Source organism: Pusillimonas sp. (genome assembly GCF_035515275.1).
In the GTDB taxonomy this organism is placed as follows: domain Bacteria; phylum Pseudomonadota; class Gammaproteobacteria; order Burkholderiales; family Burkholderiaceae_B; genus Pusillimonas.
On sequence record NZ_DATJBQ010000104.1, the window covers coordinates 1 to 14518 of the forward strand.

Annotated in this window: 16 protein-coding genes; 9 read left to right on the forward strand and 7 right to left on the reverse strand. The window is 59.3% G+C overall.

All coding sequences use genetic code 11. From position 1 onward, the window contains the following. The 8 genes from VL003_RS07720 to VL003_RS07755 form a co-directional block, all read left to right on the forward strand. On the forward strand, positions 1-353 hold a 353-nt coding region (locus VL003_RS07720), incomplete at its 5' end, for a substrate-binding domain-containing protein (protein ID WP_325441220.1). A 148-nt stretch (positions 354-501) separates the two neighbouring features. Then, positions 502-1719, forward strand: a complete 1218-nt coding sequence (locus VL003_RS07725; RefSeq protein WP_325441222.1) for an MFS transporter — start codon at positions 502-504, stop codon at positions 1717-1719. A gap of 63 nt (positions 1720-1782) precedes the next feature. Beyond that, positions 1783-2439 carry an ABC transporter ATP-binding protein gene (locus tag VL003_RS07730; protein WP_325441224.1) on the forward strand — a complete coding sequence of 219 codons (657 nt, stop codon included), beginning with the start codon at positions 1783-1785 and terminating at the stop codon, positions 2437-2439. Beyond that, positions 2436-3230, forward strand: coding sequence for an ABC transporter permease (locus VL003_RS07735; protein WP_325441226.1), 795 nt, complete (start codon positions 2436-2438; stop codon positions 3228-3230). The genes VL003_RS07730 and VL003_RS07735 overlap by 4 nt, the downstream gene beginning before the upstream one ends. A gap of 30 nt (positions 3231-3260) precedes the next feature. Beyond that, positions 3261-3419, forward strand: coding sequence for a hypothetical protein (locus VL003_RS07740; RefSeq protein ID WP_325441228.1), 159 nt, complete (start codon positions 3261-3263; stop codon positions 3417-3419). A gap of 67 nt (positions 3420-3486) precedes the next feature. Further along, positions 3487-3918 carry an acyl-CoA thioesterase gene (locus VL003_RS07745; protein ID WP_325441230.1) on the forward strand — a complete coding sequence of 144 codons (432 nt, stop codon included), beginning with the start codon at positions 3487-3489 and terminating at the stop codon, positions 3916-3918. Positions 3919-3961: 43 nt separating this feature from the next. Further along, complete coding sequence (locus VL003_RS07750; RefSeq protein ID WP_325441232.1) at positions 3962-5296, forward strand: MATE family efflux transporter; 1335 nt, start codon at positions 3962-3964, stop codon at positions 5294-5296. A gap of 153 nt (positions 5297-5449) precedes the next feature. Then, positions 5450-6925: a SulP family inorganic anion transporter gene (locus VL003_RS07755; protein WP_325441234.1), complete on the forward strand. Its 1476-nt coding sequence runs from the start codon at positions 5450-5452 to the stop codon at positions 6923-6925. Positions 6926-6976: 51 nt separating this feature from the next. Here the strand turns inward: VL003_RS07755 and ssuE are convergent, their stop codons facing one another. From ssuE to VL003_RS07790, 7 genes are read right to left on the reverse strand one after another with little or no spacing between them, the layout of a single operon-like run. Then, positions 6977-7537, reverse strand: coding sequence for an NADPH-dependent FMN reductase (gene ssuE / locus VL003_RS07760; RefSeq protein WP_325441236.1), 561 nt, complete (start codon positions 7535-7537; stop codon positions 6977-6979). A 27-nt stretch (positions 7538-7564) separates the two neighbouring features. Then, the gene (locus VL003_RS07765; protein WP_325441238.1) at positions 7565-8476 is read right to left on the reverse strand and encodes a sulfurtransferase; all 912 of its coding nucleotides are present in this window, start codon (positions 8474-8476) and stop codon (positions 7565-7567) included. Positions 8477-8509: 33 nt separating this feature from the next. Continuing rightward, on the reverse strand, positions 8510-9307 hold the full coding sequence (locus tag VL003_RS07770; protein WP_325441240.1) for an ABC transporter permease: 798 nt from the start codon (positions 9305-9307) through the stop codon (positions 8510-8512). Continuing rightward, positions 9282-10073, reverse strand: coding sequence for an ABC transporter permease (locus tag VL003_RS07775; protein WP_325441242.1), 792 nt, complete (start codon positions 10071-10073; stop codon positions 9282-9284). The genes VL003_RS07770 and VL003_RS07775 overlap by 26 nt, the downstream gene beginning before the upstream one ends. Further along, a complete protein-coding gene (locus tag VL003_RS07780; protein WP_325441243.1) occupies positions 10070-10873 on the reverse strand; it encodes an ABC transporter ATP-binding protein in 804 nt (267 codons plus the stop codon). The genes VL003_RS07775 and VL003_RS07780 overlap by 4 nt, the downstream gene beginning before the upstream one ends. Beyond that, entirely contained in the window at positions 10870-11913 is a 1044-nt protein-coding gene (locus VL003_RS07785) for an ABC transporter substrate-binding protein (RefSeq protein ID WP_325441244.1), read from the reverse strand. Before VL003_RS07785 ends, VL003_RS07780 begins: the two co-directional genes overlap by 4 nt. Positions 11914-11950: 37 nt before the next feature. Continuing rightward, complete coding sequence (locus tag VL003_RS07790; RefSeq protein WP_325441245.1) at positions 11951-13285, reverse strand: LLM class flavin-dependent oxidoreductase; 1335 nt, start codon at positions 13283-13285, stop codon at positions 11951-11953. A gap of 253 nt (positions 13286-13538) precedes the next feature. Between VL003_RS07790 and ppk2 the strand changes: the two genes are divergently transcribed. After that, entirely contained in the window at positions 13539-14474 is a 936-nt protein-coding gene (gene ppk2 / locus VL003_RS07795; protein ID WP_325441246.1) for a polyphosphate kinase 2, read from the forward strand. Positions 14475-14518: the final 44 nt, after the last annotated feature.

Consider the following 14518-nt stretch of genomic DNA (forward strand, 5'->3'; position numbering starts at 1 on the left):
CGGGGTTGAAACTGTCGGAAGATGCGCTAATTGCCCACCCCAACCTTAAAGCCATTTATGCCGCCAATGACGAACTGGCGTTGGGTGCAATGCAGGCCGTGGCCAGCCTGGGGAAAAAAGGCCAGGTCGTTGTAACCGGCATGAACGGCATCCCGCCCGCGTTGCGTGCCGTCAAGTCGGGTGACCTTGGTCTTACCGTGGAGCTGAACCCCGTAACCTGGGGCCGTTTAGCCGTCGACACCATGATTGATTATTTGAACGGCAAAAAACCGGAAGGCAACGTGGCCATCAAGCATGTGCTGATTGACAGTACAAACGTTGACGCAGTGCTTGACCGCAGCGCCAAGAAATAGCTCGAACCTGCACAAATGCCGGACGCCTGCTGGGGGCCGGCGCCCCCGTCCCCCATGCACGCCATCAACAGCACGCAAAGCACGCCTTCTCCCGAAAAAAACGGCAAACCACCACCTATGGTACGTTTGACCCAACGACATATGGGGAATGGCATTGCACGAACCCTCCGAGCTTGCTGCTCACACACTCCTGCCTGACTCTTCGACACTGGGGCCGCTGGCCGCGTTAACTGCAGCGGTATCTTTGGGCGTGGCTATTTTCTTTGCCCTGTACTCGCTCATTCCCGTTACCCGGGCAGACACCCCTCAATTAGGCAGCCTGTTTCTGGGCACCATGATGGCTTTCGTCATGGGCGTGCAGGCGCTCACGCCCGCGCTGGTTCGGCGCCTCTCGCTGCGGCGGGTGCTTGCAGGGTCGGCCGCGCTGATGGCTGCGGGTGCCTTGATAACCGGCACATCGACCAACACACTTACGTTGCTGATCGGTGCGGTCGCGGGGGGCGCGGGTTTCGGCGTCTTGATCGTTGCAGGGGCGCAAGGCGTCGCCTTGCTGGTGCCGGCCAAACGCTTGGGCAGGGCACTGGGCGTATATGGGCTGATCACCATGGCGTCTGCGGCGTTGGGCGCGCCCGCGGGCGTGCACCTTGCGCTTGCGTCCTCACCGTCGGCGTTCGGCATAGGCGCCTTTGTCGCCGGCATCATCGCCTCAGGCTTGTCGCTGTGGATCCCTGCCGCCGTGGGCCGGGCCGGCGCAGGCCGTACAAGGGCTCTTGCCCGCGAGCCACGCCAGGCCTCAAGTGACGACACAGGCACGAAGCAGCCACTGCTCAGGTTTGCAAAAAATACGCCTTGGCTGGTGTTGTTGTTTCTGCTCTTGGGTATTGTCGTGCTTTCCCATGGGCTGTCCAGCTTGCCGGTAATGGCCTCGACCTATGCCAATGCGGCAATCGTCATCTTCTCGGTACAAGCCGGCAATGCGCTGGGGCGCTGGCTGGGGGGCGAGCTGGAGGCCAAAGCGGGCACGGGCATTACCATTATTGCGGGCGCCGCCCTGCTCGCTGCAGGTGCAGCTCTGGGAATCTGGGCCGGCGGCTACGCTATGCTGATTACCTTGGGGGCCCTGATGGGTCTGGGAGTGGGCATTATTCAAACCGTTACCCTTCACACGGCAATGCGCCTGATGGACGTAGGCGGCGCCTCGGTCATGTGGAACCTGGCCGTCGACGGGGGGCTATGGACGGGGGGAATACTGTGGGGCCTGGCGCTGACGTCCGGTTTTGTCGAGGGCGGTGTGCTGCTGCTTTCTGCAATGGTCGTTGGGGTTGGGGTAATGCTGGTGTTGCAGCTGCGCGGCAAACTGAAATAGCCCCGCGTTCAGGGGTGCCGACTGCAATAAAATCGCTCAAAACATTCCTTCAACCTTGATCACATGCTGGAAATAAAAAAATTGCGTCGGCTGCATATCGGCCCGATTGACCTGGTGGTTAACCGGGGCGAATGCATTTCTGTAAGCGGGCGGTCGGGCGCCGGCAAGAGCCTGCTATTGCGTATGATCGCCGACCTTGACCCCCACAAAGGCGATTGCTTTCTTGAAGGCGTTGCGTGCTCCAGCATGCCGGCGCCCCAGTGGCGCCGCCAAGTAACCTACGTGCCTGCAGAGTCGGGGTGGTGGGCCGACACGGTCGGCAGGCATTTTTATCAAGACATCGATCTTCAGGCGCTGCTGCCGCAGATTGGCATCGATAAAAAGGTAGTTGATTGGCCCACGACGCGCCTATCTACGGGCGAACGCCAGCGCCTGGCTTTGCTGCGCGCCCTGGGGCCCGCCAACCGTGTCCTGCTGCTCGACGAACCCACCTCGGCGCTGGATCCGCACAGCGTGGCCATGGTCGAGACCTTGCTGCGCGCGCGCATGGATGCCGGCACGGCCATCGTGCTGGTTACGCACGATGTCGACCAGGCACGTCGCATGGGAACAAGGCATGTTCATCTTGACGACGGCAACATTACGGAAATAAGCCGGGAAGCACTGTCAGGCAATGCTGGTGCGTTCCTTGAACCCAGCGTTTCACAGGAAGCATCATGAGCGCCCCGCTACTTACGTACTACGACCTGGCCATCGCCTCGTTACTGGTGCTGCTTAATGCCACGCTCTCGTTACTACTCAACCTGAAGCTTGGTCGGGCATTGATCATCGCCGCCGTGCGCGCCACCGTACAGTTATTGCTGGTGGGTCTGGTATTGAAAAGCGTTTTTGCCTCGGCATCCATACCCCTGATGCTGGGGCTCGCTGCGCTAATGATCGCGCTGGCCAGCTATGAGGTCTGGTCCCGCCAGAAGCAGCGTTTTGCGGCAGCCTGGGGCGTGGGAATCGGCGCATACGCCACCACGGCAGCGGCGGTTCTGGTCATGCTTTTTGCGATAAGCACGCTACGTTCAGCGCCCTGGCATATGCCCGAAGTGTTCATACCGTTCATGGGCATTATCTTGGGCAGCGTCATGAACGGCGTCAGTATCAGTTTAAACGTCTTCAATACCGGTTTGTTGCGCGAACGGCCCGCCATCGAAGCTCAGCTTGCCTTGGGTGCCACGCGCGGCGACGCCCTTAAGCCCCTGCAGCGCAATGCATTACGTAGCGGGCTGATTCCTATCGTCAATCAAATGTCGGCGGCCGGCATTATTACGCTTCCCGGCATGATGACCGGGCAAATTCTGGCCGGCATGGCGCCATTCGAGGCCGCCAAGTATCAGATACTGGTCATGTTCCTGTTGGCCGGCGGCGCGGGGCTTGGCGCCCTGGCCGCCACCTCATTGGCGCTGTGGCGCGCCACCGACAACCGGCATCGTTTGCGGCTCGACCGCCTGTCGCCCCCCTAAACAGCCGGCAGGCGACGAGAAAAACTGACCTTGCCGGCGTTCTCTCGCGTAAAGTGCACCAGCGACGAGGCACAAAAGCACGCCCAACAACTGGCAGCGCTTAGAATAGCGGCACTGGCCGACGAGCAAGGCATACAGCTTCACGACCAGCTTGCCGCCTTGCAAGCTTCGGCACCACAAAACACTTAAACCCATGAACACTAGAGCGGCTAACGGAAACCACCGTTAGCCGGCAAGCAAGTTAGCCAGGAAAAATATGTCTTCGACTCACGAAATGCCGATAGAAATCGGCTTCAAACACTGCGACCCCGCGGGCATTGTGTTTTACCCCCGCTATACCGAAATGCTGCACGACACCGTCGAGCACTGGTTCAACCATGGGCTGAAGATAGGTTTTTACAACCTGCACATGAATCACGGCATGGGCATACCCATGGCTAATCTTCAGGTTGATTTCCGCATTCCCAGCAAGCTGGGCGACCAATTGGTCAGCAAACTGACCGTTACAAAAATGGGCCGCAGCTCGATGCACATGCTGGTGCGCCTGTGCGACGCCGACAATGCGGTACGCGTCGAGGGCAGGCTTATTGTCGTATTTGCCTCGCTGGAGCAGACCCGCCCCACTGAAATCCCGCAAGACTTCCGGGAGCTGATCCTGCCCTATCTGGATGAGGCAACTGTCGAATAAGCACACGCAAAGCAAGTAAGCGCCGTTTTTCGTATGCTACGGTATGCCTGCCGCCCCACCCCATCACCTTAGTTATCGCTACGTGCTGTATTTGGCCATTCCTATTATTTTGGCCAATCTTACCCTGCCCCTGATGTCCGCCGTCGATACGGCGGTTGCGGGCCATCTGCCTGGCGCGCAACACCTTGCCGGCGTTGCCCTGGGCAGCATTTTCTTCAATCTGCTTTTCTGGGTGTTTGGCTTTCTGCGCATGGGCACCACCGGCTTGGTGGCGCAGTACTTTGGCGCGGGCAAGGCGGAATCCATCGTGCTTACTGTGGGGCGTGGCGTACTTCTTGCCGCCACCATAGGCCTGGCCATACTGCTGTTGCAGCGCCCCCTGATTGACGCCGGCATCGCCTTGTTGGGCGCCTCGGCCGACGCCGCGGAGCAGGCCCGTTTGTACGCAAACGGTCGGGTGTGGTCGGCACCATTTACGCTGACCAATTACGTCATTCTGGGTTGGCTGCTGGGCTGTCAGCGGGTGCGCGTTGCGCTGGCCATTCAATTACTGATCAACGTGGTGAATTTGGTCGCCGTGTTCGCATTTGTCTACGGGCTGGACTGGGGTGTGGCGGGCATCGGCCGGGCAACTGCCGTGGCCGACATCAGCGGCGCGGCTGTGGGGGCCTGGCTGATATGGCGCAGCTACCGGGCGCAGATCAGAACCATCCGCTGGCGCGAAGTGATCGAACCCACGGCGCTGCGCCGGCTAATTCAAATAAACGGCCATCTATTCGTTCGTACTGCCTGCCTTCTGGCATCCATGGCCTGGTTTACCCACCTGGGTGCGCAGCAGGGCGACGCCATGCTGGCCGCCAACGCCATTTTGCTGAACTTTCTTAGCTTTACCGCCTATGGGCTGGACGGGTTCGCGCATGCAGCGGAAACCCTGAGCGGCTCGGCCGTGGGTCAGCGCAACGCGAAGCGCCTGGCGCGGGTGATTCGGGTTTGCATGGTGTGGGGGCTGGTGGGCTCGGTACTGTACATGCTGGTTTACGCCCTGGCGGGCGACGCCTTGATTCGGCTGCTTACCGACCAGCCCACCATCGCGGAACTGGCCGACCAATACCTGATCTGGGCTGCGCTGGCGCCGCTTGTATCCATGCCTGCCTATTTGTACGACGGCGTGTTCATGGGTGCCACCCGCACACGGCCGCTGATGCTGATTATGGTGGCGTGTTCGGCCAGCTTCCTGATCCTATCGTTGATCTTGCTACCCCTATGGGCAAATCACGGCTTGTGGGTCTCTTTTCTGATCTTCAACGGGCTTAGGGGAGCAGGCCTGGCCTTGGCGCTGCGGCCGGCCATTTTTCGGCCGCTCGGCATGACGAAATAATCAATAAGCTAAACTCTGTTCCTGTCCTCGGGCTTCCACCCGACGGGTTGCGCCCAATTCCAGTGCAAGCAAAAGCATGGCTTGCATCAACAACCCGAGGGGCACCGGTTTTACGGTGCCGCCCTGGGAACCTGCCTTTTCCCTGTTTAATCAATGATGAATTCCTTTCGCCAGGTCTGGCTGTTTAATGTTCGAAACGATGTATTGGCCGGCCTGGTTGTCGCGCTTGCACTGATCCCCGAAGCCATCGCGTTTTCCATTATTGCCGGGGTCGACCCCAAAGTAGGTCTATACGCCTCGTTCAGTATGGCGGTGGTTATTGCCTTTGCAGGCGGGCGCCCGGGCATGATTTCGGCCGCAACCGGGGCAATGGCACTGGTCATGGTGATGCTGGTCAAAGAGCACGGCTTGCAGTACTTGCTGGCCGCCACAGTATTGACCGGAATTTTGCAGATTGTGGCCGGATGGCTGAAGCTGGACGTATTGATGCGCTTTGTTTCGCGCTCGGTGATCACGGGGTTCGTGAATGCACTGGCCATACTGATTTTTATGGCTCAACTGCCCGAACTGATCAACGTTACCTGGCATGTGTACGCCGTAACGGCGGCGGGCCTGGCCATTATCTACCTCTTGCCACGCCTGACCCGGGCAGTGCCGTCGCCGCTGGTGGCCATTGTCGTTCTAACCCTGGTTTCCATCGCAATGGGCCTGGATATTCGCACCGTAGGCGACATGGGCCAATTGCCCGACAGCCTGCCGGTATTCTTGCTGCCCGATGTGCCGCTTAACCTGGAAACCCTGAAAATCATCTTTCCCGTGTCGGCCACCCTGGCGGTGGTGGGCCTGCTTGAATCTATGATGACGGCGTCGATCGTCGACGACATGACCAACACCAACAGCAATAAGAACCGCGAGTGCGTCGGACAAGGCCTGGCCAACATCACCACCGGTTTTCTGGGTGGTATGGCCGGTTGCGCCATGATCGGCCAGTCGGTCATCAACGTACGCTCGGGCGGAAGGGGCCGTCTGTCGACCCTGACGGCGGGCGCGATGCTGCTGGTTCTGGTTGTGTTCTTGGGCGACTGGGTGGCCCGCATACCCATGGCGGCCCTGGTGGCGGTCATGATCATGGTGTCCATCGGCACCTTCAAATGGTCTTCCATTCGCGACCTGCGCACCCACCCGAAAAGCTCCAGCATTGTGATGCTGGCCACGGTTGCCGTTACGGTAGGCACCCACGACCTGGCCAAGGGGGTTCTGGTGGGCGTGCTGCTGTCGGGTCTGTTCTTTGCCTACAAAGTGGGCAGAATCCTGCAGGTACGCTCGCAGCCCGAAGACGAGGGGCGTGCGCGCGCATACACAGTTACCGGCCAGGTATTTTTTGCCTCAGCCGAGCGCTTTACCGACTCATTCGATTACAAAGAATCCATAGAACAGGTACGCATCGACGTCAGCCAAGCCCACTTTTGGGACATCACCGCCATTGACGCGCTGGATCGGGTCATTGAGAAGTTTCAGCGGGAGTCGGTCGAGGTGAAGGTGACTGGCTTGAACGAAGCCAGCGCCACCATGGTCGACAAGTTTGCCTTGCACGACAAGACGACCTCGGCTCAGACAGGTGCCAGATAGTCGGCTTACAAAGCTGCCGCGCACTCCCCCCGCCCAAACAAAATGCGCTGACTACAACACCGGCACGTCGCCCCTTGAGCAGTGACGGGCACGCAAGTACTCGGTCAGGGCTTCAAGGCCTTCAACAAGGCGGACGGTAATCGCGGGGTCCACCACCAGCCCTTCGGTTTCAGACCATACAAGCTGGGCGTCTGTGGCGTAGATGCTGGACAACACATGCCGCGGCGAAAGCGACGACAAGACCGGGCGCAATGCGTAATCGAGGGCCAGCATGTGCGATTGGCTGCCTCCGGTAGCCAGGGGCAAGACCAGCTTGTGCTTCAGGCCGTCCTGGGGCAACAGATCGAGAAACGCCTTCAGTATGCCGCTATAGGCCGCCTTATACACAGGCGTTGCCACCACCACAGCCTGGGCCTGGGCCACCCTGCTCAGGGCTTCCTGTAATCCGGCGTTTGAAAAATCGGCGTGCAACAAAGCCTGAGCGGGAAGGTCACGAACGTACAGGGTGCTGACGCTGTGCCCGTGCACCATCAGCTTGTCGCCCACATATTGCAGCAATCGCGTCGAACGCGAGGGCACCGACGGGCTGCCTGCAAGCAAAAGAATACTCACCTTAAAACTCCAACGAAACAATCAGGCTCATAGATCCCGCTCCATGGGCAGGCTAAGGTCGCTGCCCCACTCTGCCAATGAGGCATCATAGATCCGTACATCGGGGTGGCCCGACATCATCAGCACAAAGGCCACGGCGCTGGCCGAGACGCCGCCGCCACAATAGGTAATGACGCGTTCGCCGCCCTTGACACCCGCGTTGTGGAGCACCTCGTGCAAAGCTTCGCCCTCAAGGAACCGCCCGTCTGCGGTCAGCACATTGGCGGCAGGCAGGCTGATGCTGCGGGGTATGCGGCCAGGTCGGCCCTTGCGCGGCATTTCCTCACCGCTGAACTGGGCGGGTCGCAATGCATTGATGAGGCAGGTTTGGTCGTCGTTCAACGCAGCCTTGACGTCTTCAAGCGACGCAACCAACGGCGCAGGGGGCGTGGGAACAAAGTTGCCTTGCGCGCGGGGCTGCGACGGCCCGGTCTCAACGGGACGCCCTTCGGCCACCCATTTTTTATAGCTGCCGTTCAGAATATGCGCATGGTCAAAACCATAGACACGCAGCATCCACCATACTCGCGTAGCCCACCAGATATTGCCTGTACTGTAGATGACCACGGTGCTGTCATTGCTGACGCCCAGACGCTCTATGCTGCGTTTGAAGTCGGCGGCATTGGGCAGCATCAGGTGGTAGCGATGCCATTTATCGGATAGATCCAGGTCTATATCAATAAACTGCGCCCCCTTGATATGCCCCGCTTCGAACGCAGCACGCTCGGCATGCACGCGTTGCTGCACAATCGGGTCCACCACCATATTGGCGGTGCAGTCAAATACCAGCAATCCCGGGTCGTCCAGGTGACGGGCCAGCCACTCGGTTTCAACCAGAAAGCCCGGCACTCTGCCTTCGTCGGGGGTTTGAACGTTCAATATCTTTTCGTTAACTGTCATGCGTGTACTCGCAGTAGAAATCAAGTCGGCGCGTCAGGCTTCGGCCCAGCTCAAGAGCCGCCGCTGTGCCCGCACAATGCCGACGTCCATCAAATAGCCGACCAGCATGGTGACCAATACAAGGGCGTAGACCTGGGCCGACTGAAAGTAGCGTTGAGCCAGGACAATGGCCTCACCCAGGCCGCCGCCGGTAACCATCTCGGCGGTAAAAACCGTAATCAGCCCGATGGGCAAGGCAATGCGCAAGCCAGTGAACAGCGACGGCAAGGTGGCCGGCAAAATCACATGTCGGAACATGTCTGAATTGCGCGTACCCATCGACTGCGCCGCCCAGCGCAGTTTTGTCGGGATGCGGTCGGCGCCGGCCTGGGCCGCGACAATAAAGGGGAAAACACAGGTGGCAAAAACCAGGACTATCTTGGAAACATCACCAATGCCGAACCACACCGTAAACACTGGAATCAGAGCAATTTTGGGCAATGGAAACCCGAACGCCACGAACGGCTCGCACACCCAGCGCAACAGCCGGTACTCTGAACATAAGAACCCGATGGCAATGCCCGCAACCGCAGCAAGCGCCACACCGGAAATGGCCCTGAACATACTGGTCCATAGCAATGCAAAAAGCTCGCCTGACTGAATCAGCTGCCACAGCTCGGTCAGCACCACACTAAGCATCGGCAGAAACAGGGGGCGAACCAGGCCCAGGCTGCTTACCACTTGCCAGACAATGGCGACCAGCACCAGCGGGTAAATGGCAAGGACCAGGGTGCGCAAACGCCCGGCACCGGGTTTAAGGTACGTATCAAGCATGGCTGTGTGCCGTTTCATGCCACCTCAAGGCAAAGCGCGAGAAGCGGCGCAAGGCGGCATCAAAAAAATAGGCGACCACTATCGTGGCAAACAGCGCCGCGAACATGTAGTCGTAACTGCCTTGGTCACCATACTGAAAGATCAGCCGGCCAATGCCAAGGTTGGAAACAATCATCTCGCACGAAATGGCGACCAGCAGCGTAAACCCCCAGGCCACGCGGGCGCCGGTCAGTATTGACGGCATGGCCGCAGGCAATAGAACGCGCCACATAATGTCGCGCCGCCGGGTACCCAGGGACAGGGCGCTCCACACGAGCACCTTCGGTGTTTCGGCGGTGCCGCGATGGGTATACACCACCAGCGGAAGCATGGCGGTAATGGCAATCACGATGATGTTGGTCATTCCTCCGACGCCGAACCACAGCACCAGCAGCGGGATCAAGGTGGTTTTTGGCAGCGAATAGGTGCTGCGCACCAGCGGCGAAAAAAACCCGTTGGCCTGGGGCGAGACGGCCATGAACAGACCCAGGGTCACCCCAAGCGCCAGGCCCACCCCGTAACCCAGCAAGCTCGTGGCAATCGTGGCGCCCATGTTTTGGGCGAGCTCCCCCGAGTTGGCCAGATGAACCAAAGCGCTGAACACCGCCGGCAGCTCGGGTACAAAACCGGGCGACAGCCATTGCAAAGTGGTGGCGCCATACCAAATGCCGAATACGGTGAGCACCGAGGCGGCGCCCACTGCCCAACGACCACAACGTTCCATACATAAAGAGGTGCTGCTCATGCCGACTGCTCTTTCCCCGAGCGCAACACCTGTTCGCGAACCGCCAGCCACACTTCGTTGCGCAGATGAGCGTAGGCGTCAGACAAGGTCACTGCCTCGCGGCCCTGCTTGCGGTCCATGTCGACGTTGAACTCGCGCACCATGGTTCCCGGCCGGCGCGACATGACATAGATCTTGTTAGAAAGGTACACCGCCTCGCCGATATCGTGCGTGACCATAATGACCGTTTTGCCCGATGACTCCCAAAGCCGCAACAGCTCGTCCTGCATGAACTCGCGAGTCTGGGCGTCGAGTGCGCCGAACGGCTCGTCCAGCAGCAGTATGTCGGGTTCATAAGCGAAGGTGCGGGCCAGTGCGACGCGCTGGCGCATGCCGCCCGACAGTTCGCGCGGATACCGCTGCTCGAAACCGTCCAGATGAATCAGGCTTATATAGCGCTCGACCGTTTGGCGAATCCGGGCCTCGCCCACCCCCTTGCGGCGCAAACCGTAGGCGATGTTGTCGTACACGGTAAGCCACGGAAAAAGCGCGTACTCCTGGAACACAATGCCGCGATCAACGCCGGGGCCGGTAATGAGCTTGCCTTCGCTGTATGCCTTGCCCGACGAGGGCTTCACAAACCCGCCAAGAATGTACAGCAAGGTACTTTTGCCACAGCCCGACGGTCCCACGATAGAGGCAAACTCGCCATCGGGAATGGAAAGGTTCACGTCCGTCAACGCAACGACGTTGTCGCCCTTTTGCGTAAACTCCTTATGCAAGCCCTGGACGACAACAGCGGGTTTTACACCAACCGTCATTTCGAGCAGGGTCCGGGCAGGTAGGACGAGTCGACGAACGGCGCAACATCCACCGCTTCAGGCAACAGACCCAGCTTGGCCATGGCGTCAACCGGGGCCTGCAGGCCCGAAGCCGAAATGCACGAATCGGCGTCGCGATAGAAATCCTTTTCGGTCAGAAAATACTCGTTCAGGGATTCAGCCGGTGTCTTGGCCAGGTCGGCGGTCACCTCAATGAGCTTCTCGCGGTTCTCCGGGGCGTAGATCCATTTGACCGCATCTACATAATCGGCCAGCCAGGCGCGCACGGCATCCGGGTGCTCTTGCAGGAACTCCGTCCTTGCTGCCTGGAACAGGATCGGGTATGGCGGGACGACGCCCACCGCATCGAACACCACGCGCATGCCCCCTTTCTTCATTTCGTCGACCTGAAACGGCATGGCCAGCACACCCGCCTCAATGCGTTTTTGTCGTAAGGCGGTGCCGATATTGCCGAAGGGCATCTCGACCACGCGCACGTCTTTGCGCGGATCAAGCCCCTGCTGCTCGAGCGCAATGCGCAAGATAATATCCACGCTGCCGTTGAAGGCATTGACCGCAACTCTCTTGCCTTTAAGGTCGGCGATTGTCTTGATGGGGCTGTCTTCCAGCACGACGAATGGGTTCGAGGCATAACCTTTTACGCCGTCTTTATGAATCTCGGCAATGGCGGTAACACCGCCGGGCACTGCCTGCTGTGCCAGCACGGTGGCAAAACTGGTAAAGGCCAGCGTACCCAGGTCGGCCTGACCCGCAGCCAGCAAAGTAGCCACGCCGGGCGTGCCGCGCGCAGTCGTGGTTTCAATGACATAGTCCTTACCATGACGCGTCAGCACGTTCTGCTTGAACCAATCGCTAAAAATGACGGTTTCAAGCTCTCCGGGCCCCACGACGCCTGCCGAGGCGTACCGGATGACCGGCACGTCGGCCGCATGGACGAAGGAAGGCACAGCCAACAAGGCGCCGGCGCTCAGGGCGCCTTTCAGCAAGCTGCGGCGCGAGAATACGAAAAGTGATTTCATGGGGTGTTCCGTTGCTTCAGGCCAATAAGGGGGCACATCAGTTTGCCGGGCGTGCCAGACCCAGGTGATCGCGCAGCGTGGTGCCGGTGTACTCGCTACGGTACAGGCCGCGCGTTTGCAGCTCGGGTACCACCAAGTGCACGAAGTCTTCGATTCCGCCCGGCAGATAGGGCACCTGCACCATGAAACCGTCGCAAGCACGCGCCTCGAACCAGCGTTGCATCTCTTCGGCAACTGCGGTGCCCGTGCCGTTGAAATTGCTTAAGGGGCCGACCGCATAGCGCTTGCCGATTTCCTTAAGCGACAGACCCTGTTTCTGGGTCAGCTCGGCAACTTCCTTGTAATGACCCTGCACGCCACCCACATCAACTGTCGGCAGGACCGAATCAGACGGATAGGCTGAAAGGTCGATGTCCAGCTGATACGACAGCGTCGAAAGACCTGCCTCGGGGTCGGCCAGGGAGTCGAGCAGCGCCTGCTTTTCGCTTGCTATCGAAGCAGTTTCGCCCACGACGGGAACCATGCCCAGCAGGACGGAAACTTGATCCGGGTCGCGGCCGAACTTGACGGCACGTTCTTTGATGTCGCGGTAAAACTCTTGTGCCGACTCAAGCGAAGAGTGGGTCACAAAAATAACCTCGGCCCATTTGGCGGCGAAGTCGCGCCCCCGGTTCGAGGCGCCGGCCTGAATAAACACGGGGCGTCCCTGCGGGGAGCGGCTCACGTTCAGCGGACCTTCAACGTTGAACCATTTTCCGTGATGCGAGATAGCGCTTACCGCGCTGGGCTCGGCGAACTTGGGCTCGGCGCGATCCTGCACCAGGGCGTTGTCCTTCCAGCTGTCCCACAACTTGCAGGTAACGTCCAGAAATTCATCTGCGCGGTCGTAACGTTCTTCGCGCGAAAGCTGATCGCTGCGGCCGTAGTTATTGGCCTCGGCCTTTTGAAACGAGGTCACAATATTCCACGCGACCCGGCCACCACTCAGGTGATCCAGCGTGGCCAACTCGCGGGCCACATGAAACGGCTCGAAATACGAGGTGGAGATAGTGCTGGCCAGGCCCAGGTGCGTGGTGCTTGCAGCCACCATCGACAGCACGACCATTGGGTCAAGCCGCAGGGCTCCCAGGGCGCCGTAGCGCAACTGGCTTTCCAGGCTGTCGCCGTGCCGGCGCGGTAAGGCCTGGATGTCGGGCATGAACAGCATGTCGAACTTGCCGTCTTCGAGCGAACGGCCGATGTTTCGATAAAAATCCAGAGAAAGGATGTCGTGCCGGGCGGACGGGTAACGCCAGCCGCCATGATGACCGGAAACGGGTCCTGCCATGACGTAGGCGGCAAGTTTGATTTGACGGGGGGATGGTTGAGACATGAACAGCGGAGACCTTGATTCTGAGACAATGCACGCGCGTTTTTGCGCCCTGTCTTAGTAGTATCCCTTAGCTGTTTTATTCCATCCAATAATAAGTAGGAATAAATTTATGCTTAGTGCGTATAAGCACGAAGGACCTTCCGCCTTCGGACGCAAGCCAGGGGCTTTGAACGCACTGTCATGAAATCGCCAGATCTATAGTACAAACTAACCGTTTTTGAACTTCCGCCCTGTTTGCCCCTTTCTTATCACCATGACCGACCCTCACTCGTCCAACCCCAACCCCACACCGGCGCAACGCGTTGAAGCCGAGCTTATAGACAGTTTCGACGAAGAACTCGAAATGGAGCTGGACGATGAACGCATCGACGAACTGTTGCTGGAAGCCCCCGCGCAAGGGCCCACGCCGGACGGGCGCCTGGATCGCCGGTTTTATTTCACCGAGCTGTTTCGCCTGCAGCGTGAACTGGTCAAGCTCCAGGACTGGGTGCAGGAAAACAAACTGAAAATCGTGGTGCTGTTCGAGGGGCGCGATGCGGCCGGCAAGGGCGGCGCCATCAAGCGCATTACTCAGCGCCTGAACCCCCGCATCTGCCGGGTGGCGGCGTTGCCGGCTCCCAATGAGCGCGAACGCACGCAATGGTATTTTCAGCGCTATGTGTCTCACCTGCCCGCAGGCGGGGAAATGGTGCTGTTCGACCGCAGCTGGTACAACCGGGCGGGCGTTGAAAAGGTCATGGGCTTTTGCACCGACGACGAGTACGAAGAGTTCTTTCGCTCGGTGCCCGAGTTTGAAAAAATGCTGGTGCGCTCGGGCATTATTTTGGTGAAGTACTGGTTTTCGATTACCGATGACGAGCAACACACCCGCTTCATGATGCGCATACACGACCCGCTCAAGCAATGGAAGCTCAGCCCCATGGATCTTGAGTCGCGCCGCCGCTGGGAATCGTACACCAAGGCCAAAGAGATCATGCTCGAGCGCACGCATATTCCCGAGGCACGCTGGTGGATTGTTGACGGCGTGGACAAAAAGCGCGCCCGCCTGAACTGCATTCGTCACCTATTGGGACAGATTCCATACGGCGAGCTCGAGCACCCTGAAATCAAGCTGCCCGAGCGTGTGTACAACCCCGACTACTTCCGCCACCCTGTGCCTAGAGACATGTATGTGCCGGCCATGTATTAAGTAACAGCACGCGAGTCTTGCACGCCAAGCAAAACGGCCCGCTG

Bases quoted from the DNA above. Each gene is read 5' to 3' on its own strand.
- VL003_RS07780 (WP_325441243.1), bottom strand. From the start codon at position 10,873: ATGACGGTTGGTGTAAAACCCGCTGTTGTCGTCCAGGGCTTGCATAAG.
- ppk2 (WP_325441246.1), top strand. From the start codon at position 13,539: ATGACCGACCCTCACTCGTCCAACCCCAACCCCACACCGGCGCAACGC.
- VL003_RS07745 (WP_325441230.1), top strand. From the start codon at position 3,487: ATGTCTTCGACTCACGAAATGCCGATAGAAATCGGCTTCAAACACTGC.
- VL003_RS07790 (WP_325441245.1), bottom strand. From the start codon at position 13,285: ATGTCTCAACCATCCCCCCGTCAAATCAAACTTGCCGCCTACGTCATG.
- VL003_RS07755 (WP_325441234.1), top strand. From the start codon at position 5,450: ATGATGAATTCCTTTCGCCAGGTCTGGCTGTTTAATGTTCGAAACGAT.
- VL003_RS07730 (WP_325441224.1), top strand. From the start codon at position 1,783: ATGCTGGAAATAAAAAAATTGCGTCGGCTGCATATCGGCCCGATTGAC.
- VL003_RS07735 (WP_325441226.1), top strand. From the start codon at position 2,436: ATGAGCGCCCCGCTACTTACGTACTACGACCTGGCCATCGCCTCGTTA.
- VL003_RS07775 (WP_325441242.1), bottom strand. From the start codon at position 10,073: ATGAGCAGCACCTCTTTATGTATGGAACGTTGTGGTCGTTGGGCAGTG.
- VL003_RS07770 (WP_325441240.1), bottom strand. From the start codon at position 9,307: ATGAAACGGCACACAGCCATGCTTGATACGTACCTTAAACCCGGTGCC.
- VL003_RS07725 (WP_325441222.1), top strand. From the start codon at position 502: ATGGCATTGCACGAACCCTCCGAGCTTGCTGCTCACACACTCCTGCCT.
- VL003_RS07765 (WP_325441238.1), bottom strand. From the start codon at position 8,476: ATGACAGTTAACGAAAAGATATTGAACGTTCAAACCCCCGACGAAGGC.
- VL003_RS07785 (WP_325441244.1), bottom strand. From the start codon at position 11,913: ATGAAATCACTTTTCGTATTCTCGCGCCGCAGCTTGCTGAAAGGCGCC.
- VL003_RS07750 (WP_325441232.1), top strand. From the start codon at position 3,962: ATGCCTGCCGCCCCACCCCATCACCTTAGTTATCGCTACGTGCTGTAT.